At 44.4% G+C, this 21,861-nt stretch carries 19 protein-coding genes; 4 read left to right on the top strand and 15 right to left on the bottom strand.

What is annotated here, in order from left to right:
- Positions 1 to 68: 68 nt before the first annotated feature.
- Both A3712_RS03680 and lrp read right to left on the bottom strand, forming a co-directional pair.
- Positions 69 to 3,236, bottom strand: a complete 3,168-nt coding sequence (locus A3712_RS03680; RefSeq protein ID WP_063522333.1) for a DNA translocase FtsK 4TM domain-containing protein — start codon at positions 3,234 to 3,236, stop codon at positions 69 to 71.
- A 163-nt stretch (positions 3,237 to 3,399) separates the two neighbouring features.
- Positions 3,400 to 3,894: a leucine-responsive transcriptional regulator Lrp gene (gene lrp / locus A3712_RS03675; protein ID WP_004734558.1), complete on the bottom strand. Its 495-nt coding sequence runs from the start codon at positions 3,892 to 3,894 to the stop codon at positions 3,400 to 3,402.
- A gap of 156 nt (positions 3,895 to 4,050) precedes the next feature.
- Here lrp and ald point away from each other — a divergent pair, with 156 nt between their 5' ends.
- The gene (gene ald, locus A3712_RS03670; RefSeq protein WP_063522332.1) at positions 4,051 to 5,175 is read left to right on the top strand and encodes an alanine dehydrogenase; all 1,125 of its coding nucleotides are present in this window, start codon (positions 4,051 to 4,053) and stop codon (positions 5,173 to 5,175) included.
- Positions 5,176 to 5,335: 160 nt separating this feature from the next.
- On the opposite strand, the gene A3712_RS03665 is transcribed toward ald, so the two are convergent.
- Both A3712_RS03665 and cysB read right to left on the bottom strand, forming a co-directional pair.
- The gene (locus A3712_RS03665) at positions 5,336 to 6,538 is read right to left on the bottom strand and encodes a methyltransferase (RefSeq protein WP_063522331.1); all 1,203 of its coding nucleotides are present in this window, start codon (positions 6,536 to 6,538) and stop codon (positions 5,336 to 5,338) included.
- 148 nt (positions 6,539 to 6,686) lie between these two features.
- On the bottom strand, positions 6,687 to 7,661 hold the full coding sequence (gene cysB / locus A3712_RS03660; RefSeq protein WP_063522330.1) for an HTH-type transcriptional regulator CysB: 975 nt from the start codon (positions 7,659 to 7,661) through the stop codon (positions 6,687 to 6,689).
- 320 nt (positions 7,662 to 7,981) lie between these two features.
- Here cysB and A3712_RS03655 point away from each other — a divergent pair, with 320 nt between their 5' ends.
- Positions 7,982 to 8,749, top strand: a complete 768-nt coding sequence (locus A3712_RS03655) for a hypothetical protein (protein WP_063522329.1) — start codon at positions 7,982 to 7,984, stop codon at positions 8,747 to 8,749.
- Between the two features lie 106 nt (positions 8,750 to 8,855).
- A complete protein-coding gene (gene miaE / locus A3712_RS03650; protein WP_269451407.1) occupies positions 8,856 to 9,650 on the top strand; it encodes a tRNA isopentenyl-2-thiomethyl-A-37 hydroxylase MiaE in 795 nt (264 codons plus the stop codon).
- An 89-nt stretch (positions 9,651 to 9,739) separates the two neighbouring features.
- On the opposite strand, the gene pyrF is transcribed toward miaE, so the two are convergent.
- The 11 genes from pyrF to A3712_RS03595 form a co-directional block, all read right to left on the bottom strand.
- A complete protein-coding gene (pyrF, locus tag A3712_RS03645) occupies positions 9,740 to 10,435 on the bottom strand; it encodes an orotidine-5'-phosphate decarboxylase (RefSeq protein ID WP_061031782.1) in 696 nt (231 codons plus the stop codon).
- A 124-nt stretch (positions 10,436 to 10,559) separates the two neighbouring features.
- Positions 10,560 to 11,735: a lipopolysaccharide assembly protein LapB gene (gene lapB, locus A3712_RS03640; protein WP_063522328.1), complete on the bottom strand. Its 1,176-nt coding sequence runs from the start codon at positions 11,733 to 11,735 to the stop codon at positions 10,560 to 10,562.
- Positions 11,736 to 11,747: 12 nt separating this feature from the next.
- Positions 11,748 to 12,020 carry a LapA family protein gene (locus A3712_RS03635; RefSeq protein ID WP_063522327.1) on the bottom strand — a complete coding sequence of 91 codons (273 nt, stop codon included), beginning with the start codon at positions 12,018 to 12,020 and terminating at the stop codon, positions 11,748 to 11,750.
- 129 nt (positions 12,021 to 12,149) lie between these two features.
- A complete protein-coding gene (gene ihfB / locus A3712_RS03630; protein WP_004741980.1) occupies positions 12,150 to 12,434 on the bottom strand; it encodes an integration host factor subunit beta in 285 nt (94 codons plus the stop codon).
- A 100-nt stretch (positions 12,435 to 12,534) separates the two neighbouring features.
- Positions 12,535 to 14,205: a 30S ribosomal protein S1 gene (rpsA, locus tag A3712_RS03625; RefSeq protein WP_061031784.1), complete on the bottom strand. Its 1,671-nt coding sequence runs from the start codon at positions 14,203 to 14,205 to the stop codon at positions 12,535 to 12,537.
- Between the two features lie 106 nt (positions 14,206 to 14,311).
- Positions 14,312 to 14,992: a (d)CMP kinase gene (gene cmk / locus A3712_RS03620; RefSeq protein WP_004741977.1), complete on the bottom strand. Its 681-nt coding sequence runs from the start codon at positions 14,990 to 14,992 to the stop codon at positions 14,312 to 14,314.
- 255 nt (positions 14,993 to 15,247) lie between these two features.
- The gene (gene kdsB, locus A3712_RS03615; protein ID WP_063522326.1) at positions 15,248 to 15,994 is read right to left on the bottom strand and encodes a 3-deoxy-manno-octulosonate cytidylyltransferase; all 747 of its coding nucleotides are present in this window, start codon (positions 15,992 to 15,994) and stop codon (positions 15,248 to 15,250) included.
- Positions 15,994 to 16,173, bottom strand: coding sequence for a Trm112 family protein (locus A3712_RS03610; protein ID WP_063522325.1), 180 nt, complete (start codon positions 16,171 to 16,173; stop codon positions 15,994 to 15,996). The genes kdsB and A3712_RS03610 overlap by 1 nt, the downstream gene beginning before the upstream one ends.
- A complete protein-coding gene (lpxK, locus tag A3712_RS03605; RefSeq protein WP_063522324.1) occupies positions 16,154 to 17,161 on the bottom strand; it encodes a tetraacyldisaccharide 4'-kinase in 1,008 nt (335 codons plus the stop codon). The genes A3712_RS03610 and lpxK overlap by 20 nt, the downstream gene beginning before the upstream one ends.
- A 15-nt stretch (positions 17,162 to 17,176) precedes the next feature.
- Complete coding sequence (msbA, locus tag A3712_RS03600; RefSeq protein ID WP_063522323.1) at positions 17,177 to 18,925, bottom strand: lipid A ABC transporter ATP-binding protein/permease MsbA; 1,749 nt, start codon at positions 18,923 to 18,925, stop codon at positions 17,177 to 17,179.
- A gap of 31 nt (positions 18,926 to 18,956) precedes the next feature.
- Positions 18,957 to 21,062 carry a DNA internalization-related competence protein ComEC/Rec2 gene (locus tag A3712_RS03595; RefSeq protein ID WP_443083574.1) on the bottom strand — a complete coding sequence of 702 codons (2,106 nt, stop codon included), beginning with the start codon at positions 21,060 to 21,062 and terminating at the stop codon, positions 18,957 to 18,959.
- A gap of 215 nt (positions 21,063 to 21,277) precedes the next feature.
- Here A3712_RS03595 and A3712_RS03590 point away from each other — a divergent pair, with 215 nt between their 5' ends.
- Positions 21,278 to 21,787 (top strand): DUF2062 domain-containing protein, encoded by a 510-nt coding sequence (locus tag A3712_RS03590; RefSeq protein ID WP_063522321.1) that lies wholly within the window; start codon positions 21,278 to 21,280, stop codon positions 21,785 to 21,787.
- The last annotated feature ends 74 nt before the right edge of the window (positions 21,788 to 21,861 follow it).

The raw sequence follows: 21,861 nt of genomic DNA, 5'->3' as shown, positions 1-21,861 counted from the left end.
AAGGTAAATCGGTCATAAAACTACGACCGATTATTAAGGGTTGAGTTCCTATCTACACAATTAAGTGATTACTCTTTCGGCGGCGCTGGAGCCAAGACTTCTCGGTTACCGTTATGACCCGGAGCACTTACAATGCCTTGCGCCTCAAGCTGCTCAACAATTCGTGCCGCTCGGTTGTAACCGATCTTGAATCGACGTTGTACACCGGAAACTGAACCGCGACGAGAATGAACAACGTGCTCGACTACTTGATCAAACAGAGGGTCAACCTGTTCATCACCTTCCATCTTCTCACCCGGAAGCAAGGTTTCGGGCGTTTGCTCACCATTGGTAATTTCATCAATGTAGTTTGGTTTACCACGTGCCTTCCAGTTATTTACCACTGCGTGTACATCATCATCTGACGCAAACGCACCATGAACTCGGATTGTATGGCTAGAACCTGGCGGTAAGTAAAGCATATCACCCATACCAAGCAGCGATTCTGCACCACCTTGGTCAAGAATCGTTCGAGAGTCAGTCTTAGTTGATACGGTAAAGGCAACACGCGTTGGAATGTTAGCTTTAATCAGACCGGTAATAACATCAACCGATGGGCGCTGAGTTGCAAGAATCAAGTGAACACCTGCCGCACGAGCTTTTTGTGCCAAGCGGGCAATCAGTTCTTCTACTTTCTTACCCACTACCATGATTAAGTCGGCAAATTCATCGACGATAACCACAATATATGGCAGCTTCTCGAGCAATGGCGCTTCTGGGTCCATGCTATCACCCGGTTTCCACAATGGATCGTGAATTGGGTGACCGGCATCTGCAGCCATCTTAAGCTTGTCGTTATAGCCTTTAATGTTACGAACACCAAGTGCTGACATCAGTTTGTAACGACGTTCCATTTCACCAACACACCAACGAAGTGCATTCGACGCATCTTTCATGTCGGTAACCACTTCAGACAACAGATGAGGAATCCCCTCATACACCGATAGCTCAAGCATTTTCGGGTCAATCATGATGAATCGCACGTCTTCAGGCGATGCCTTATACAGCATACTCAAGATCATTACGTTCACACCCACCGATTTACCAGAACCTGTGGTACCCGCAACCAGAACGTGTGGCATCTTAGCTAAGTCAGCAATCACAGCTTCACCTGCAATATCTTGTCCTAATACCACCGTCGTTGGTGATTTCGCTTCTTGGAACTTCTCGCTGCTCACTACGTCTGAGAAGAATACGGTTTGACGACTCATGTTTGGCAGCTCTAAACCGACATAAGGTTTACCCGGAATCACTTCAACAACACGTACCGCCAACGCAGACAATGAACGAGCCAAGTCCATAGAAAGGCCTGAAATACGGCTTACTTTGACACCTGGAGCCAAATCTAACTCGAAGCGCGTGATTACTGGACCAGGGAAGATATCAACAACATCCGCTTTAATCTTGTAGTCAGCTAGCTTGGATTCAACCAAACGAGCGATCGCTTCTAGTGCATCACGATCGATAAATGTTTCACGCTTCTCTGGGTGAAACAATAGATCCAGTGTCGGTAGTGGCTCTGCCGGTTTCGGCAAGTTAACTTCCTGCTGAACCAAGAATGGGTTTTGTGCAGCTGCCATATTCGCTTGAGCTTCAGAAACAATATTCTGGAAGGCCGCAACGTCTTTATCCAGATTTAGGTCTTCATCTTCCGTTACTTCTTCCCAAGGAAGATCAATCTCCTGCTCTTCATCCGCAACGGCAGGTTGTGCTGTTTGCTCTTGCTGATAAGAGAATGATTCACGTTGTTCTTCGATATCATTCTCTACTATTTCAGATTCAAATTCAGAAGGCTGCTCGTAACCTTGCTCTTCAGGCGCATCATATGGTGCACGGTGCGCTGAGAATTCATCTTGCGCATCAGCTTCTGGTTCACCCATAGGTGACGCATACAAAGATTCAGGCTGAACGTCGTCAGCGTCAAATTCTGTAGACGCTTGAGCTTCGTTCTCAATCTCTGGTTGTACATGTTGCTCATCAAGAGCTGTTTCTGCGCTCTCTTCCACAATAGGCTCAGTAGGACTAACGGATTCCGGCTCTTGCTGCATATATTGTTGATAAGCAGCTTGAGATTCATGGGCATCTGTCTGATCTTGTTCTGCAAGATCATCTTCATACATTGCAGCACTTTCTAACTGCTCTATCGTCGCGTTCAGCTGCTTAGAACGCTCAACGCCCTCTTCCAATGGCTCTTGTGGCGCTTGATAAACAGGGGCGGCAGCAATTGGTTTTTCTGGTTGAGGAGCAACAGCGGGTTGAGTCACTCGAGAAACAGGCTCTTGAGAAACCGAAGCTTGCTGCTTAGCCAGCGCTTCCGCAGGCATATGAATATTGTAATGACGTTTCTCTGCTGCGCCATCATTAGCCATGCTGGTCGCAATACCAGAAGGTTCATTAGTCGCTAAGAAGCTCATTGCAGGATCGAGAGCTTCCGATGCCGTACCAGATTCCTCGATTACATCTTCATTGTAGATTGGCTGCTGACGGTTCTCTTGCATAGGATCTCGGTCTGCCGACTCTTTCAATTCTGGCTCAAGTAATTCTTGGTCTTGACCACGAGCTTTATTTACCGCTGAAGTAAAGAGCTTAATTGCACCTTCACCTAGCAATTCCACAATTCTTAACCAAGAGATACCGGTTAAAAGCGTAAAGCCTGCACCCCAGAGGAAAAGAAGCACAAGCGTACTACCCAGAATATTCAGCGTTGGCAGTGCAAGGCTCGTTAATACGTCACCAACCACGCCACCTGATGAGAAGTACCAGATATCATCGAAGTTAATGTCAGCCAAACCACAGCTGGTCAGGATAAGCACCGTTAAGCCAAGTAAACGGGAGCCCCACAACATAAAGTCGATCTGTTCGTCTTCATTACGCTTACGGAATAAGACCCAAGCTGCAAAAGTCACTAAGATAGGGAGTGGATAAGCCAGAGAGCCGAACACAAAGAAAAGCGTATCTGCTAGCCATGCACCTAGATAGCCACCTGCGTTTTGAATATCACCACCCCACGCGGTTTGCGACCATGATGGATCGGCTGGGCTAAAGGTTAATAACGCAACGGCAAGTAGAATAGAGAAAAGAACACCCAATATCAGGCTGCACTCTTTAAGGCGTTGAGAACCATTCAGACGAGAAGACTGGGGCTCTTCACTCGTTTTAATGATTGTTTCTACTTTATTACTGCTCTGCTTGAACATAAACCAACTTAATAATTAAACGGGATAAAAACATAGCGAGCGGCACAGGCCGCCCGTTTCAATGAAACTACTGTTGATTTAACCATATCAAACCAAAAAACCCAATTCCAGAAAGCAAGAAAGCGGAACAAATGTCCGCTTTCTTTCATTTCACCAATTATGACTAACGAGTTTTAATCACAAGTTGATTGGTTTGTTTCACTTCTTCCATTACCACGTAAGTTCGAGTGTCGTTTACGCCCGGTAGACGAAGTAACGTATCACCCAGTAGCTTACGGTAAGCACCCATATCAGATACACGTGTTTTTAGAAGATAGTCAAAGTCACCCGACACTAAATGACACTCTTGGATGTCATCCAGTTTCTGCACAGCGGTGTTGAATTGTTCGAACACATCTGGCGCACCACGGTTCAAAGTAATTTCAACAAACACCAAAAGTGAAGCATCAAGGTACTGTGGGTTCAGCAGCGCTGTGTACCCAGTAATGTAACCTTGACGTTCTAAACGACGAACACGTTCAAGACACGGAGTCGGAGAAAGTCCTACTCGTTTTGAGAGTTCAACGTTCGAGATACGACCGTCTTTTTGCAACTCATTAAGAATGTTGCGGTCAATACGATCTAGTTCCTTGGACGGCTTCTTATAATTGTCTGCCATTTTTTATTCCACCTTATTACTTCCTTGCAAAAAAATATACTACAACTTTTTAATATTCAGTATCAAATTTTATCTGAACATATCTATACTAGATATTAATTCGACAGAATTACCCTACACATAGATAAAACAACCAAAATAAAATGAGGAGTCAGGATGATCATTGGCGTACCTAAGGAAATCAAAAACCACGAATACCGCGTTGGTATGACCCCAGCTAGCGTGAGAGAACTAATCTCACACGGCCACCAAGTTTTTGTTGAAACCAATGCCGGTACTGGTATCGGTTTTTCAGACGATGATTACATCGCTGTAGGCGCATCCATTCTTCCTACTGCTGCTGACGTTTTCGCGAAAGCAGAGATGATTGTAAAGGTTAAAGAACCTCAAGCTGTCGAGCGAGCTATGCTTCGCGAAGGGCAAATATTATTTACTTATTTACACCTTGCACCAGATTTTCCACAAACTGAAGAGCTTATCAAGAGCAAAGCTGTCTGCGTAGCCTATGAGACTGTAACAGATAATATGGGTCGCTTGCCACTATTAGCACCAATGTCTGAAGTAGCTGGTCGCATGTCTATTCAAGCAGGTGCACAAACTTTAGAGAAATCTAACGGTGGTTGTGGTCTTCTTCTAGGCGGCGTTCCAGGTGTTGAACCTGCGAAAGTTGTTGTTGTTGGCGGCGGTGTTGTAGGTGCTAACGCAGCACGTATGGCTGTTGGCCTTCGCGCTGACGTAACGATTCTTGACCGTAACGTAGACACACTTCGTCGCCTTGACGAAGAGTTCCAAGGTCGCGCAAAAGTGGTTTATTCTACTGAAGACGCTATCGAGAAGCATGTTCTAGAAGCAGACCTAGTGATTGGTGCAGTACTGATCCCTGGTGCAGCAGCGCCTAAACTAGTTACAAAAGAGCACATCGCTAAGATGAAACCAGGTTCAGCAGTTGTTGACGTTGCAATCGACCAAGGTGGTTGTTTCGAAACTTCTCACGCGACAACTCACGCAGAACCAACTTACATCGTTGATGACGTGGTTCACTACTGTGTTGCAAACATGCCTGGTGCTGTTGCTCGCACTTCTACTTACGCACTAAACAATGCAACACTTCCTTACATTGTTAAGCTAGCGAACAAAGGTTACCGCGAAGCACTTCTATCAGACAAAGGCTTCCTAGAAGGTCTTAACGTGATTCACGGTAAAGTGACTTGTAAAGAAGTTGCAGAGAGCTTTGACCTAGAATACGTAGATCCAGCTGAAGCTATCGCGATGTTCAACTAATAATGTCATGACTCACTGAGCGTCAAATTTTCTCGTTGAGGCGCTCAGTTGAATCATACACATGAAAAAGCCAGTCCGATTATGTCGAACTGGCTTTTTTGTCTCTGTAACACTCATATTCGAAAACTGTGAGAAGCACACTTTCTAGTAGCCGCACCGTTTATCGGTCGCTCTTAACACCATGAATCAACAGGTTTCTGGGGGTGATGCTACGTTCACAAAACTCTTCTATGGTTGCTTCATAGCCTTGTTCTTTTAAATAAATCGCTCTGTCTAATGCTAGCCATATCTCTAATGGGCGCCTGAAAACCTGCTGAACCAGACTTAACTTTTCCATCTCCCAGAAAAGTTCTTCGCCTTGCACTAGATAAGAGTCAAAATCGACATTAGAACCAAGCGACAACTCCTTCACTTCACAAGCCCAACGGCAGAACGACTCAAACCCTTTAGCTAGCTCTGATTTTTTGATACTCGGCACAGGAATGTATTCATCAATTCCCATTTCAGCCTTGAGTAACTGGCTGAAGGCTAGGCGATAACTCATCTCTAATTGACGATGACGCTTAACCCTCTCACCACCGGTCACAGTCTCTTGCAGTGGGATTCGTAAATCGCTCTTGCTCAATGTTAAATCCGAGGTCTTTGCCACTGATGACATCGGTTGGTAGTTTTCGTCACGAATAAGGTGATAACAACAAGGGGATATAGTCACAGCAGGAAGCCCATGCGACACGGACTTTTTAACTAACTCGACATGAAGATCACCACAGGCATGCAGCGCGACAGCATGTTGATTTGGATTAAATACCTCATCTGCCCTTTCAGAAAACGCGTCACCTTGTACAAAGGTCATCTCTAGATGTTGTGCATCCGCAATTTTTTGGCCACTCTCACACAGTGATTGTTGCCATTCAAAGCTGGTCACCTTTTGGCTCGATTGCTGAGACAAAATTCGCCCTAAGAACCCTTTACCAGAACACCACTCCAACCACTCTTTTCCGTGATGATGTTCAAGCGCTGCTTCACCCATAGATACGATTTGCTGCAACTTTCTTCCAGGGATACCGTCTTCAGTCCCTCTAGGAAGCTGCAAGCCTTTGAGAGCTGTATTAGTAAATTGAGTGCTTTGGTGAGCCTGCGCAAGCTGTGGCAGAAAACGACCGAGCTCAGTAATCAACAGATCAGGCTGCTCTTTCAGCGTCTGAATATTTTCGATCGTTAAGACATTTAACCAGTCAACAAGTGGCGGGTTAACTTCTTGCCATGGTTGCTGTTGTGTTTGGCTTAGGTGAAAAGGTTCGGAACGCCAATAAACTTGGTGCTCAAGCAAAAATAAGTCGAGTATTTTAAATCGTGAATGCATGCTTCCCCCTATGGTGCGTGGATTGTAGGGGTAACCGGCTTAAATGAAAAGGTTCGAGGTAAAGAGAACGAAAGGTGAACGGTAAATGCCAAAAAGAAAAACGGCCTGTCACTACAGGCCGATTAAAAATCTTGTTTTCAAGATAGAATTAACGAACTGGCAGCTCGATATCTTTAAACATCTCTTCAATCTCTTCATTCGATTTCAAAGAGATAGCTTGCTCTACCACTGGGCGAGTCAAATGAGGTGCAAAACGTTCCATGAAATCAAACATGTAAGAACGCAGGAACGTACCTTTTCTAAAGCCAATGCTGGTTGTGCTCGCACCAAATAGATGGCTCGCATCAATCGCAACCAAATCGGTATCTTGTTCATGGTCAATCGCCATGCTCGCAATCACACCAACACCAATGCCCATACGAACGTAAGTTTTGATTACATCAGCATCCGTTGCAGTAAATACCACGCGTGGTGTTAGACCCACTTTGTTAAATGCGGTATCCAGCTCAGAACGACCTGTAAAGCCGAAGACGTATGTTACCAGAGCGTACGCCGCCAGATCCTCAATAGTGATGTTCTGCTTTTGAGCTAGCGGGTGATCTTTTGTAACCACGATAGAACGGTTCCAGTGGTAACAGGGTAGCATGATCGCGTCTTGGTAAAGGTGAAGTGCTTCTGTCGCGATCGCGAAGTTTGCTGTTCCTTTGGCTACCGCCTCAGACATTTGGCTTGGCGTACCTTGGTGCATATGAAGCGACACTTTAGGGTAGCGTGCTGTGAAACCTTTAATAACATCAGGCAGAGCATAACGTGCTTGAGTATGAGTCGTCGAAATGTTCAATGTGCCCACCTCTGGATGAGTATGCTCACCAGCTACGGCTTTAATACTTTCAACGCGAGCTAGAATCTCTTGAGAGATACGAATGATATCCTCACCAGCTTGAGTAACCTGAGTCAAATGCTTGCCGCTTCGCTCAAAGATCTGGATACCCAACTCATCTTCCAGTAATCTAACTTGTTTACTGATGCCTGGCTGAGAAGTGTATAAACTCTCCGCTGTCGCAGAAACATTTAGGTTATGGTTTACAACCTCAACAATGTACTTCAGTTGCTGTAACTTCATATCTAACCTCGTAATCCTTTACTCATTTCTGTGCTAACTTATTTGCAAAGAGAGCATTCTAGTCTCGTGTAATATAATTATTAGTTATAACGCTTCAAGCACTAAAAAGACAGAAAAATTGAGTTTTTCTCGATTAACAAATAGAAATGACACGATGGCTTTGCTAGCTAGCCCTCATTCCCATAAATTAGTTGATAGTTTTGATTGCTGATTACGCTCAACAAGAGATAATCAGAAATTGCATTTTACGAGTGCCGATACATCATGGAATCGTGTATCCTCTCTAGTTAGCTCAAGAAAACATAAGCAGACATAAATATATGAATAACCCTGGTTTAATTATTGCCTTAGTCGCGATTCTTTTGGTGTTGGTATTAGGTTACAACATCATGCTTCAGTACAAAGTTAAGGTAGAAACAGCGAAGAAACAGGAAGCTTCTCGTTATTTGACCATTATTGATGGAACCGAAGAGCTTATTGGCAACGCGCACCACATGCCGTTTAGCCAAGATCTTCTTGTGTGCTTAAATAATCGAATTCTCGATGCATTAGAAAACATGTATCAGCTCGACCCCAAAAATAAGCAACTTGTCCAGCGTATTGAAAGCGTAAAACAGCAAATCACCCAGCTTAAAGAGAACTACCAAGGTGGCGAAAGCACGGCCTTTAGAGTTCCAAGCAGTGATAAACAAGCAATCATGATGCTCAAACTGGTTAAGCGCCTGCGCGATACGGTTCGTAACGAGCACAACAAAGGCCGTTTTGAAACCCAAGCTTACGTGGTAGAAAACGCACGTTTAGAGACTATTCAGATTCGAATCAACATTGAGAACGTGATCAAACGTGCTAATGATTCAATTTCACGCGGTCAACCAGGTACCGCTATTCAACTGCTTCGTAAAGGTATTGATGCATTAGCAACCAAGAATGACGCATACTCAATGAGAGCAAAAGAAAAACTTCAGCAGATGCTGAATGACCTTGACCAAAAACGCCAAGACAAAAACGCACACGATTTACAGCAGATGGAATCCAAAGAGCGCGAAGACGATATGGACGCGCTATTCGGTCAGAAGAAGAAGTGGTAACTGCAGCTTAATCCGAACGATTGAGAAGGCCACCATTAGATATCTAAGGTGGCCTTTTTTATCGCTGACGAATTTCCTTTCTCGATATAGGGAGATCCTATTAGCTGTGATAAACTCCCGCATTATCAACAAACCTGCTCCGACCATGTATCAAGAACTACTCGCACCAATCCACTCTTTTCTAAAAGCTGAAACGCCAGATTCATGGATCGATGAAGCCAAAAAGCCTGAAAACCTTCACATCATTTTGCGCGATCACATGCTGTGTGAACTTAAAGCAGCGCAGAGCGCTTTGTTCCTTATCCGTAAATACGCGGTAGATAAAGAAAGTGCTAAACAACTGAATGAATGGATCTTGCCATACGAGCAATTTGCCTACCGTCGCATTGGTAATTTAGAGTCACTTCGTGGCAAGAGCAACGTTTCAAAGCAAATCACAGCAAAAGAAGGCTGTAATTACGGCGCCGACCTTATCGATAAAATGGTGATGTTGATTAAAGAAGAACTGCACCACTTCTACCAAGTAATGGAACTGATGGAGAAGAAAGGCGTCACTTACCAGCCGATTGAAGCGGGTCGTTACGCTAAAGGGCTAATCAAACAAGTAAAGACATACGAACCAGATGCCCTAGTCGATAAACTGATTATTGGTGCCTTTATTGAAGCACGCTCTTGTGAGCGTTTTGCCAAATTAGCGCCTTTCTTAGAAGAAGACATGGAGAAGTTTTACGTATCTCTACTTCGTTCAGAGGCTCGTCACTACCAAGATTACCTTGAGTTGGCAGAGCAAATCGCTGGCAAAGATATCTCAGAGCGTATTGTTCATTTCGCTCATGTGGAAGCAGACCTGATCACCTCAGACGATAGCGACTTTAAATTCCATAGTGGCGCACCAGTATAATCCGCTAAGAAAGTACGCTCCAATCCAAACAAAGAGGGCCAGCTAATTGCTGGCCTTTTTATTTGTTCCACGCTAGCTATAAGAGAAAGTTAAGCTAGAGTGCCGTTGATTTCAGCAAGCACAGCTGCAGGGTCTACAGCCTGAGTAATTGGACGACCAATAACTAGGTAGTCAGAACCTGATTCAATCGCTTTAGAAGGCGTCATGATGCGCTTCTGGTCACCAACATCGGCACCTACAGGGCGAATGCCTGGAGTCACCAGCTTGAACTCCTGGCCAAGAGCACCTTTCAATAAAGAGGCCTCTTGTGCTGAACACACGACACCGTCAAGACCTGAGTTTTTAGTTAAAGAAGCCAAACGCATGACTTGCTGCTGTGGTTCAAGATCTAAACCGATACCAGCTAAGTCCGATTGCTCCATGCTCGTCAGTACTGTTACACCAATCAGTAATGGGCGATCTTTACCATAAGGTTCCAAGATTTCACGTGAAGCCGTCATCATGCGTTCGCCACCACTTGCGTGCACGTTCACCATCCATACACCTAGCTCAGCGGCTGCACGTACTGCTTTTGAACATGTGTTCGGGATATCGTGGAATTTAAGATCCAAGAATACTGAGAAACCACGTTTATGCAATTCACGAACAAATTCAGGACCAAACAGGGTAAACATCTCTTTACCCACTTTTAGGCGGCAAGATGCTGGATCAATACGGTCAACAAAGGCTAACGCATCCGCTTGGTTGTCATAATCCAAAGCTACAATGATTTTTTGGTCGTTCATTTCATCTCCTAACGCAGTTAACTTTCTTAAAAATATTTTCCCACCTATGTAGGTGGTATATAACAGTCATAAAAATGCAGCCCGAAAGCTGCAATTAATAATTTGGTCTAAAATGACCACAAATCTATTCACCATCTAGCCCACGAATAGGCTTGATCGTCCCCCACCCTTTACATGAAGGGCAGTGCCAATACATTGAGTGTGTTGAGAACCCACACTGACGACAACGGTAATGAGGCTTAACCTTAAGCTGTTCACCAACCATAGATTGAAGCGTGGTTAAGCTTTCTTTTGCTCGACCTTCTTCTGCTTCTGCTAGGTGGTAATCGATCAATCGATAGAAACCTTTCATGGTTGGGTTTTTCACGAGTTGCTTAGTCAGTAACTCTTGAGCAGAACCAATATCTTCATGATGAGCGACTAACTGCGCCAGCATCAATTCGGCCGACACGCCAGCTTTCTTCTGGATACAAGCTTTAAGGAATTCAACCAACTGAGCTTCATGCCCAAGTTTGTGGTAGCACTCAGAAAGGGTCGGTAACACCTCACTGATAAAATCAATATCTTGCTCAAGAACAGCCTCAAGACAATCAATCGTCTTTTGGTAATCTTCATTCGCTAAGTGGAATTTACCCAAAGCGATGCTCGCACGCACGCACTTAGGGTCTTCAGATAACGCCTTCTTAAAATACGCTAGTGCTTTAGAGCGATGACCATCGGCTTGTTCTTGCATTGCAAGTTCACACCAAAAATGCGCAACCGTAGCACGCATCTTCATTTTCTTCTTACCCAGCTTTACTAGGATATTTCCGTAATGTATTGCTTTGTTCCACTCTCGAGTTTGCTGATAAATCGCAACTAACTGCTGCAGAGCACCCTCTTTGTGGTCAGGTTCATCAACTAGTTGTTCAAAGATTTTTTCAGCACGATCAAGAAAGCCAGAGACCATATAGTCTTTAGCTAATTGTTGCAGTGCGAGGTTTTTCTGGTCGAGAGTAAGCCCTGAACGGGAGATGAGGTTTTGGTGAATGCGAATAGCACGGTCGACTTCGCCTCTTGAACGGAACAGATTGCCCAAGGCCAAGTGAGTATCGATGGTTTCATTGTCTACTTGAAGCAGCTCTATGAAGTGATCAACCGCTTTGTCAGATTGGTCTGACAGTAATAGGTTCAAACCCGTCACGTATTGACGGGAGATCTGGTGTGATTGCTTTTGTTTTTCTTGCTGAGCATTACGATTGCCCATATACCAACCATAAGCGGCTGCAATCGGCAAAAGTAAGAACAGTAACTCTAACATCAAATATAGCCTTTAAGCTTTAGTATCAGCAGCGACCTGCTTTGATTGCTTATTGAGTTGCTTCTTCAAGCGATGAATTTTCAGCTGAGATCGCATGTGCATGTTACCAAAGACTAACCAAGCAAGAGCAAAGCCTGAAATGAAGACAATACCTAATAGTCTGGAAAGGTGGAAATCACCTTGTGCTAGCAGGTAATTAAAAGTCACGATAGTTTGGTTTTGAGAGCCTAAAGCCAGTGCAATTAGGAAAAGTGCGATAACGGCGACTATTTTTATAATTTTCATAGTTCATCACTCATTGGTTGGTTAGCTGTACGATTATGCAGGAAAATTACTAATCAGACCACCATATTATGGTCATAAAAAAGCGGCATACATTATAGTATGCCGCTTTTCATAATTCCGATAAGTAGACTACATTCCTGTGTTTACTCGTTCACGTAGCTCTTTGCCTGGTTTGAAGTGAGGAACGTATTTACCTTCTAACTCTACCTTGTCACCAGTCTTTGGGTTACGTCCAACACGAGGCTCACGATAATGCAGAGAAAAGCTGCCAAAACCGCGAATTTCGATTCGATCACCACTTTCTAGTGTTGAAGCCATATGCTCTAAAATATCTTTTACAGCGTCTTCAATTTCTTTTGCAGAAAGATGCGTTTGCTCAGCGCACAGTCTTTCAATCAATTCAGACTTAGTCATAGTTACCCTCGTTGGTTTTCTTTTTAGAAATTATAGACCTATCGGAAAAATAAGCAAAAAAAAAGGAGCCTTACGGCTCCTTTCTTAGCGAAAAGTTAAATTATTCGCCTTTAGCAGCTTTGAATGCGTCTGCCATTGCGTTACCGAACGCGCCTTCTTCAGACTTGTTCAGTGAAGCCATTGCTTCTTGCTCATCAGCTTCATCTTTAGCTTTAATAGATAGGTTGATTACGCGGTTCTTACGGTCTACACCTGTGAACTTAGCTTCAACGCTGTCACCAACGCTTAGGATTAGAGATGCATCTTCGATACGATCGCGAGATACTTCAGAAGCGCGGATGTAACCTTCAACGCCTTCGATTAGCTCGATAGTAGCGCCTTTCGCGTCAACTGCAGTAACAGTACCGTTTACAAGAACACCTTTCTTGTTGTCAGCAACGTATGCGTTGAACGGGTCGTTTTCCATTTGCTTAACGCCAAGAGAAATACGCTCACGCTCTGCATCTACTGCTAGAACAACTGCTGAGATTTCGTCGCCTTTCTTGTACTCACGTACAGCGTCTTCGCCAGCAACATTCCAAGAAATGTCAGATAGGTGTACTAGACCGTCGATACCGCCTTCTAGACCGATGAAGATACCAAAGTCAGTGATAGACTTGATCTTACCAGTAACTTTGTCGCCCTTAGCTTGCATTTCTGCAAATGACTGCCATGGGTTAGCTTTACACTGTTTCAGACCTAGAGAGATACGACGACGTTCTTCGTCGATATCAAGAACCATAACCTCAACTTCGTCGCCAACATTAACAACTTTAGAAGGGTGGATGTTCTTGTTAGTCCAATCCATTTCCGAAACGTGTACTAGACCTTCAACGCCTTCTTCGATTTCAACGAAGCAGCCGTAGTCAGTTAGGTTAGTAACACGACCAGAAAGCTTGTGACCTTCTGGGTAACGCTTAGCGATTGCTACCCATGGATCTTCGCCTAGTTGCTTAAGACCTAGTGAAACACGAGTGCGCTCACGGTCGAACTTAAGAACTTTAACTAGGATTTCGTCACCAACGTTAACGATCTCTGATGGGTGCTTAACGCGCTTCCAAGCCATATCTGTGATATGTAGAAGACCGTCAACACCGCCAAGGTCAACGAATGCACCGTAGTCAGTAAGGTTCTTAACGATACCTTTAACTTCAGTACCTTCTTGTAGAGTTTCAAGAAGTTCGTCACGCTCAACACTGTTTTCAGATTCGATAACAGCACGACGAGAAACAACAACGTTGTTACGCTTCTGGTCTAGCTTGATTACTTTGAACTCTAGCTCTTTGTTTTCTAGGTGAGCAGTGTCACGGATAGGACGTACGTCTACTAGAGAGCCTGGAAGGAAAGCACGGATACCGTTTAGTTCAACAGTGAAACCGCCTTTAACTTTACCGTTGATGATACCAACAACAGTTTCAGCTTCTTCGCAAGCTTTCTCAAGAACGATCCAAGCTTCGTGACGCTTAGCTTTCTCACGAGAAAGTTGAGTCTCACCGAAACCATCTTCAACAGCGTCTAGAGCTACGTCTACTTCAGCGCCAACTTCAACTTCAAGTTCGCCAGCAGCGTTCTTGAACTGTTCAGCAGGGATAGCAGATTCAGACTTAAGACCAGCGTCAACAAGAACGAAACCGTTCTCGATAGCTACTACAGTACCTTTAACGATGCTGCCTTGTTGGAATTCTGTTTCGTTTAGAAACTCTTCAAAGAGTTGAGCAAAAGATTCAGTCATTATTTAATCTTCAATAATTAAACGTCCATGGGTATCCTACCGCATGGGGTTGATAAATTCGCCGGTCATCATCCTTGCGACCAACGTTCTTGCCAGCCGGGCAGAATTACCCGGCTAGTTTCGATTCAATATAGTGTAGTGCTTTTTCTACTACCTGCTCAATATTCATTGAGGTGGAATCAAGCACTAGAGCATCCTCTGCAGGGCGAAGTGGCGCCACTGGGCGATTACGATCTCGGTCGTCTCGCTCTTGGATCTCGCTCAAAAGGTCGTCAAATTTAACATCTAACCCCTTCTGTTGCAACTGTTTAAGGCGGCGAGTCGCACGCTCTTCTGCACTTGCATCTAAAAATATTTTTGCTTCTGCTTCAGGGAAGACAACGGTTCCCATATCGCGACCATCAGCTACCAAACCTGGCGCTGCGCTGAATGCACGCTGACGACGAAGTAGTGCTTCACGTACACGAGGTAATGCAGCAACTTTTGAAGCCGCCATGCCAGTCTCTTCTTTACGAAGTTCACCCGACACATCTTCACCTTCTAGGATAACCTTAACTAGGTCGCCTTCAGCAATAAACTGAACGTCTAAGTGAGTTGCAAGAGGAACTAAAGCGTCTTCCGATTCAGTATCTACACCGTGATGAATTGCTGCTAAAGCCAGTACGCGATAGATCGCACCTGAATCTAGAAGATGAAAGCCTAGCTTATCTGCTAGTAACATACACAGGGTACCTTTGCCTGCACCACTTGGTCCATCAACCGTAATCACTGGGCTTTGAGAAGGCATTTTTTACTCCACGTTTAGTCGTAAGTTTTATTCTGTACTAGCGAGTCGCCACTACTTTATAGGCGGCATATTATAGAGAAAAATTAGAAGTCGAGCGAGGTAAATCTCAGATAATTCCAAGATGATGATGCATTCGATAATGCAACAGGCCTAATATCAATCACCTGATGCTAATAAGACTTTCTACCGGCTGTAAATTGGCATAAAAAAGCCTCGCACGAGCGAGGCTAAGTATATTCGTTGCTTCAAGCAAATCTAACCGATGATGGCGCGTACCGCTTCCAAGTCTTCTGGAGTATCAACCCCCGCAGCGGGCGCTTCAACGGCAACATCTACGTGAATCTTCTCACCGTACCAAAGTACGCGAAGTTGCTCTAGGCACTCAATGCGCTCTAGGGTACTTGGTTCCCAGTTGATGTAGGTATTGATGAAACCCGCTCGGTAAGCGTAAATACCAATATGACGAAGCAACGGAGATTCTGCAGCAGTACCGTTATTAGCGTAAGCGTCACGATCCCAAGGAATCGTCGCACGGCTAAAGTACAGCGCATAACCATCTTTATCCGTTACTACTTTTACAGCATTAGGGTTAAACACCTCATCAACGTGAGAGATTTCTACACCAAGTGTAGCCATCGGCGCTGTGCTGTTTGCTAGGTTATTCGCCACCTGATTAATAATTGCACGTGGAATAAGTGGCTCATCTCCTTGTACGTTCACAATAATGTGGTCGTCAGGGATGTTCATCACTTCAATCACTTCAGCTAGGCGTTCAGTACCAGACTCGTGATTCGGTGACGTCATACACACAGTCGCACCAAATGCTTTCGCAGCCTTTTCAACGCGAGCATCATCGGTAGCGATAATAACGTTATCAGCTCCCGCTTTCATTGACTGTTCGTATACCCATTGAATCATCGGCTTGCCACCAATGTCAGCCAGAGGCTTACCTGGTAAACGACTCGATTGGTATCTTGCTGGTATAACTACCGTGTAAGACATTACTTGCCCTCGTCCATTGAAAGAGTGCGAGCTTCAGATTCAAGAAGAACAGGAATACCCTCTTTTATTGGGTAAGCTAGGCGATCGATTTTACAAACAAGCTCTTGCTTATCCTTGTCAAAAGTTAGTTTACCTTTACATACAGGGCAAGCAACGATCTCAAGCAGACGGTGATCCATAGTATTCCATAACCTCTTTTATTCTTTTTAAAATTTGCTGTTGCGCTTCTTCTTCGAACTGCGCAGAAACTGGAAGATACCACCAGTTGTCTTGGGCATATTCTTCGCATTTTACAGCGTCTTTTTCTGTCATAATCATATTCATACCTTTCTTTGCTAAGGCATGAAGTTCATCTTTATCAAAATCCTGATGATCGGCGAAGCCTTGTGTGTAAACCACATCACCATCAAGATCGTCTAATGTTTTGAAAAAGCGTGGCGGGTGTCCTATTCCAGCAAAAGCCACCAGCTTTGGTAATTCTGAAACTGGCTTTTTCTGACTAGTCTTTAGATTAACGGCTTCACTCGGAGCCAAAGACATTGAGAACTCTCGCCCTTGTACCTTCCCGCCATTGTTAATCAAGAAATCTACGTCAGCCAAACGTGATACTGGCTCTCGCAACGGGCCTAATGGAATCAGACTCTCGTTACCAAAACGCCTTACACCGTCGATAACTGAAAACTCAATATCACGCTCAAGCGCATAATGCTGCAAACCATCATCAGTAATAATGACATTCACGCCTTGATTCAATAAAGCCTTTACCGCGTTCGCTCTTACTGGGTCAACCGCTACCGGCGCACCCGTTCGCTTTCTAATTAGACGCGGTTCATCACCCGAGTGTTCAGCGGGCGTGTTCTCATCCAAAACCAGAGGGTAACTCGGCGCTTTTGCACCGTAGCCACGAGAAACCACACCGGGGTTAAAACCGTTGGCTTGAAGCATCTCAACCAGCCAAATCACAACCGGCGTTTTACCGTTGCCACCAGCGGTAATGTTACCAACAACAATTACAGGTAAAGGTGGTCGATAGGTCTCTCTTTTTCCAGATAGATAAGCATCACGTCGCTGCCCACTGATCATTTTGAACAGCAGACTCAATGGCCACAATAGCGGCCAAAGAAGGTATTTTAACGGGTGATTGTTAAACCAAATCTTTTCGATCACAACAAAGACCTAATCTTATCCGCTGAACTGAATTCGATGCAGTTGAGCATAGGCACCATCATGAGCAATTAGCTCTGCGTGAGGGCCTCTTTCTACAATCTGACCATCATCAACCACTAAGATTTCATCAGCTTGTTCGATCGTCGATAGTCGGTGAGCAATAACCAACACAGTTTTATCTTTTTGCAGTTCTTCTAATGCAGATTGAATCGCTCTTTCTGACTCAGTATCGAGCGCAGACGTCGCCTCATCAAGAATCAGAACTGGCGCGTCTCTCAATAGTGCTCGAGCGATCGCAATACGTTGTCTCTGACCACCAGACAAACTCGCACCATTTTCACCCACTACCGTATCAATACCATTTTCCATGCCCTCAATGAATTCACTCGCATGAGCAAGCTTAGCAGCATGTTCGATCTGTTCGCGTGAGTACTTCTCTTCAGCAGCATAAACGATATTGTTCGCAACGGTGTCATTGAATAGGTGTACGTTTTGAGAAACCAGAGCAAAGTGTTCACGCAGGTTTTTCAGTTCGTAATCACGAATATCATGGCCATCCAGTTCAATAGAGCCCGAGTCTACGTCATAGAAACGAGTAAATAGATTAGCAATGGTACTCTTACCTGAGCCCGAACGCCCAACAAGTGCAACCGTCTTACCTTTAGGTATATTAAAGCTAACATTATCGAGTGCAGCCTTCTCGGCGCCTTCGTAAGTAAAGGTCACGTCTTTTACTGCAACATCGCCACTTACTGTTTCAGGTTTCAATGTACCTGTGTTCTGCTCTGTGTCTAAGTCCATCAAGCCAAACAGTGTCGTACTTGCAGCCATACCACGTTGGAATTCAGAGGTTACGTTAGTTAATGCTTTTAGTGGACGCATTAGGCCAAACATTGCTGAGAAAACGACCGTAAACGTACCCGGCGTTAGCTCAGCCTTAATTGAATCAACGCTCGCCAAGACAAGTACAACAACAATAGCAACCGATGCAATCATCTGAATGATCGGGTTTGCGGCCGCTTGAGCTGTTACTAGCTTCATGCTCTGTTGACGCATCTGATTACTTACTTTATCAAAGCGATGTTTTTCTAAATCCTGACCGCCGTAAGTAAGCACCACTTTGTGCCCTTTCAGCATTTGTTCTGCTGAAGAAGCAACGTGACCCATGCTGGTTTGCATGTTTTTAGAAATCTTTCTGAATCGCTTCGATACTATGCTGACTGCCCAAGCTACCAGTGGAGCAACCGCAAATAGAACCAAAGACAACTGCCAGCTGTTCCAAAACATCAAGGTCAATAAGCCAATGATGCTTGCGCCTTCACGAACAATACTCACCAGTGCTTTACTGGTTGCTGCAGAAACTTGCTCTGAATCGTAGGTAATTCGAGACAGCAGCGCACCCGTCTGCTCTTTATCAAAGAAAGAGACTGGCATATGCATAAAGTGACTGAATATTTTACGGCGGATTTCCATTACCACATTGCCAGAAACCCAGCTCAAGCAATAGGTAGATACGAAGCCACTGACGCCACGAATGAACATCATGGCAAAGATAATAAGAGGAAGTGTGCGTAGGAAATCAGATTCTGCACTGCCAAAGCCTTCATCAAGTAATGGCTTTAGCAAAGAAATCATGTAGGTATCAGAGACGGCATTAACAATAAGCGCAATAACCGCAACACCAAGGCCAGCCTTATATAGTCGAATATAAGTCCAAAGTCGTTTAAATGTGACCCAGGTAGTTTCATCTGTTTGTGTTGACATAAAATCGCTTAATTTTCTCACAATAGTCTATCTATTCTACTCCCTTACGAAGCATCTGCCTATACCACTGCCGCCCTTGTTCTTCTCTAATCGTATGATAATGCCAACCTTCTTGGTCAATAGTGATGGTTATTTGTCCACTTTCACCCGTATCAAGCCAGGCACTTCCACTTTTTAGGTAACGTTGAATGACAGACTCACTTGGCATCCCCCATTGATTACCTTTTGCCAACGAAGCAATTGCTAACTTTGGTGAAACGGCTTCTATGAAAGGTGTAATAGATGAAGTGTCACTGCCATGATGAGGCACTAACATGACATCGCTTTGAAGGTGTTCGCCTTCCCGAGCAAGTAACCACTCACTCACGAGTTCAATATCACCCGTAAGCAACATCGAAAAGCCCGAATCTGGTTCAATAATTCGTATGACACAAGAATGTGGGTTATACGCCCTATTCACTAGTTTTGGAGGCCACAACACCTCGAACTGCACGCTCTGCCATTCCCACACTTCACCTAACGTACATGCTTGAACAACTGAGCTCATTTGATGATTCAAACTTTGGCTAGCTCTTATCCATTCAGGTTGATAGCTCTCAAGCAATGCAGGGTAACCGCCAGCGTGGTCAGAATCGAAATGGCTAATGATCACTCCTTGAATTTCATCAATACCTCTTTGCGATAAAGTAGGAATCAATAGTGACTCGACCATCGACCCTCCCGGCCACGCGTTGCCTAAGTCGTACACTACCACGTGACTGTTCTTATCAAGGATGAGAGACAAGCCATGCCCTACGTCCAAAACATCAATAGTTAACCTGTCCTGTTTAACTTTGCCAAATTCCCACCACAACAGGAATACAGAAATGATGACAGCAGCTGCTCCATGTCTAAGGTATCGAGCAATAAAAACGAAGAATAAGATAAGAAAAACGAGCAGCACGGTTACGTGATTATCTACCTGAATCCAAAACTGTTCAGAAAAAGGCAAGCTAAACACCAAGGGGTCAAGTGATAAATCAACCAGTTTCCATAACTGCGTAGAGAAACGAGCCATTGAGTCGCTCCGCCCAATTAAAGACTTAGTGATCAAACTTAGAAACATCGACAAAAACAGCAAAGGTATCATCACCATTGATACCCAAGGCAATAGCAGCAAATTGTAGACGACCGAAATCAAACTAACGCCTTTGAAAAACAACATCGAAAAGGGAGCAATTAACAAGGTCAGCATGACCTGTATTTTGATGAGATTTAGCACTCGTTCAATAAAGGTAGCTTTTGTAGAAGAGGCGTTACTATTGAACGCGATGTAAAGAACCGCACCCAATGTACCAAAAGATAGCCAGAAACTACTGGATAGCGCAGAAAAAGGCCAAATAACGAGGACGATACACAAGCTAACTAGAACATAGCGAACCATACTGATACTTTGTCCGCGCCACAGAAAGTAACTCGCCACGACACACATCACTAGCGCTCTCAGGGTCGGCAGTGTAAACCCAGCAAACCAACTGTAGAAATAGGCGAAGCCTAAACCGAACAGTGTCGGAAGCCACAACAACCGAGGAGACAGCAAACGCACTAGCTTCCCCACCTGATAACCGATACCAAAGGCAATACCAATGTGAAGCCCAGAAATCGCCATCAGATGAATCAATCCGCTACTTTTCAACAGCTCCCATCGCAAAGAAGGAATAAGCTCTCGGTAGCCGAAACTCAAGGCGACTATTAGGTCGTTATTGTTTAGCTGGCTAAGATTATCAAGACTTCGCTCGAACCACCGAGCACGTAGATGATTGCTAGAGTGGATTCTATATTTAGTATTCGCTCGGTAATTCGCATTTGCCGTAATCCCAGTGCTAAACAGGTGCTTTTCCAAGTCAAAGCCCGCTTCATTAAGCTTCCCAAAAACAGACTTGATACTTACCGACAAATGAACGTCATCACCCAAAGTGAGCTTGAAAGGCGTAAACAATCGCAATTTTATCAATTGAGGAAAGATTAATTTTTCACCGTCAATTGATCTAACTACTACGACGCTTTCAAAACCATGGTTATTTTCACTAAAAAGACTAACTACTGAGGCATTTATGGTAGTATTCTGCACTGATTGAAATAAGCGACTTGTTTGGATTTCAATCGCATTCCCTAGGCATACAACGAGCATCAACGCAGTAGCTAGACCTCTTGTACCTCGGAAAACGCTATACTTTATCGATGCGATTAGTAATAACAGCATCAATGGTGCCAAGACCCAATGTGGCATCACAGGCCAGAAGCTGGCAGACACAACTGTCGCAGCAAATGAAATCAAGAACCAAGTGTTAAACAAGAGAGTAGCTTCCTCCTATGCCAAGAAAGTTTATCAAACGATTTATGCCTGACCATGAGCTCATCAAGCGTCAGAAAGCATTAAAAGTTTTTGGCAATGTTTTGTACAACCCCAACTTATGGTGCCTTAATCGTCGCTCCGCGGCCGGTGCGTTCGCTGTTGGGTTATTCATGGCGTTTGTCCCTCTACCAAGCCAAATGATTATGTCTGCAGGCCTAGCCGTTGTATGTGGTGTTAACTTACCGCTGGCTGTCGCTCTCGTTTGGATCAGTAACCCCGTAACCATGCCGGTCTTGTTCTACTTTGCTTATAAAGTAGGTGCATTCGTTATGCATGTTCCGCCGCAAGCTTTTCAATTCGAGCTGTCTTGGGACTTTATCTTGGCGCAAATGAGCACCATCGGGCCTCCGTTCTTATTGGGCTGCATGATTTGTGGTGTGATTTCCGCAATAATTGGTTATTTCGGCATTCGTGGCTTATGGCGCTACTCAGTGGTAAGAAGCTGGAAGAAACGACAAGCAAGATAGTGAATCTATACTGACGCACTCTCCACTTTTAATGGATAGTGATCAAAATCAGACGAGTTATAAGCCATTAGGTG

Origin of the sequence: Vibrio sp. HI00D65 (assembly GCF_001635455.1) — a bacterium.
Lineage (GTDB): Bacteria > Pseudomonadota > Gammaproteobacteria > Enterobacterales > Vibrionaceae > Vibrio.
This window is presented reverse-complemented; position numbering and strand designations above follow the sequence as displayed.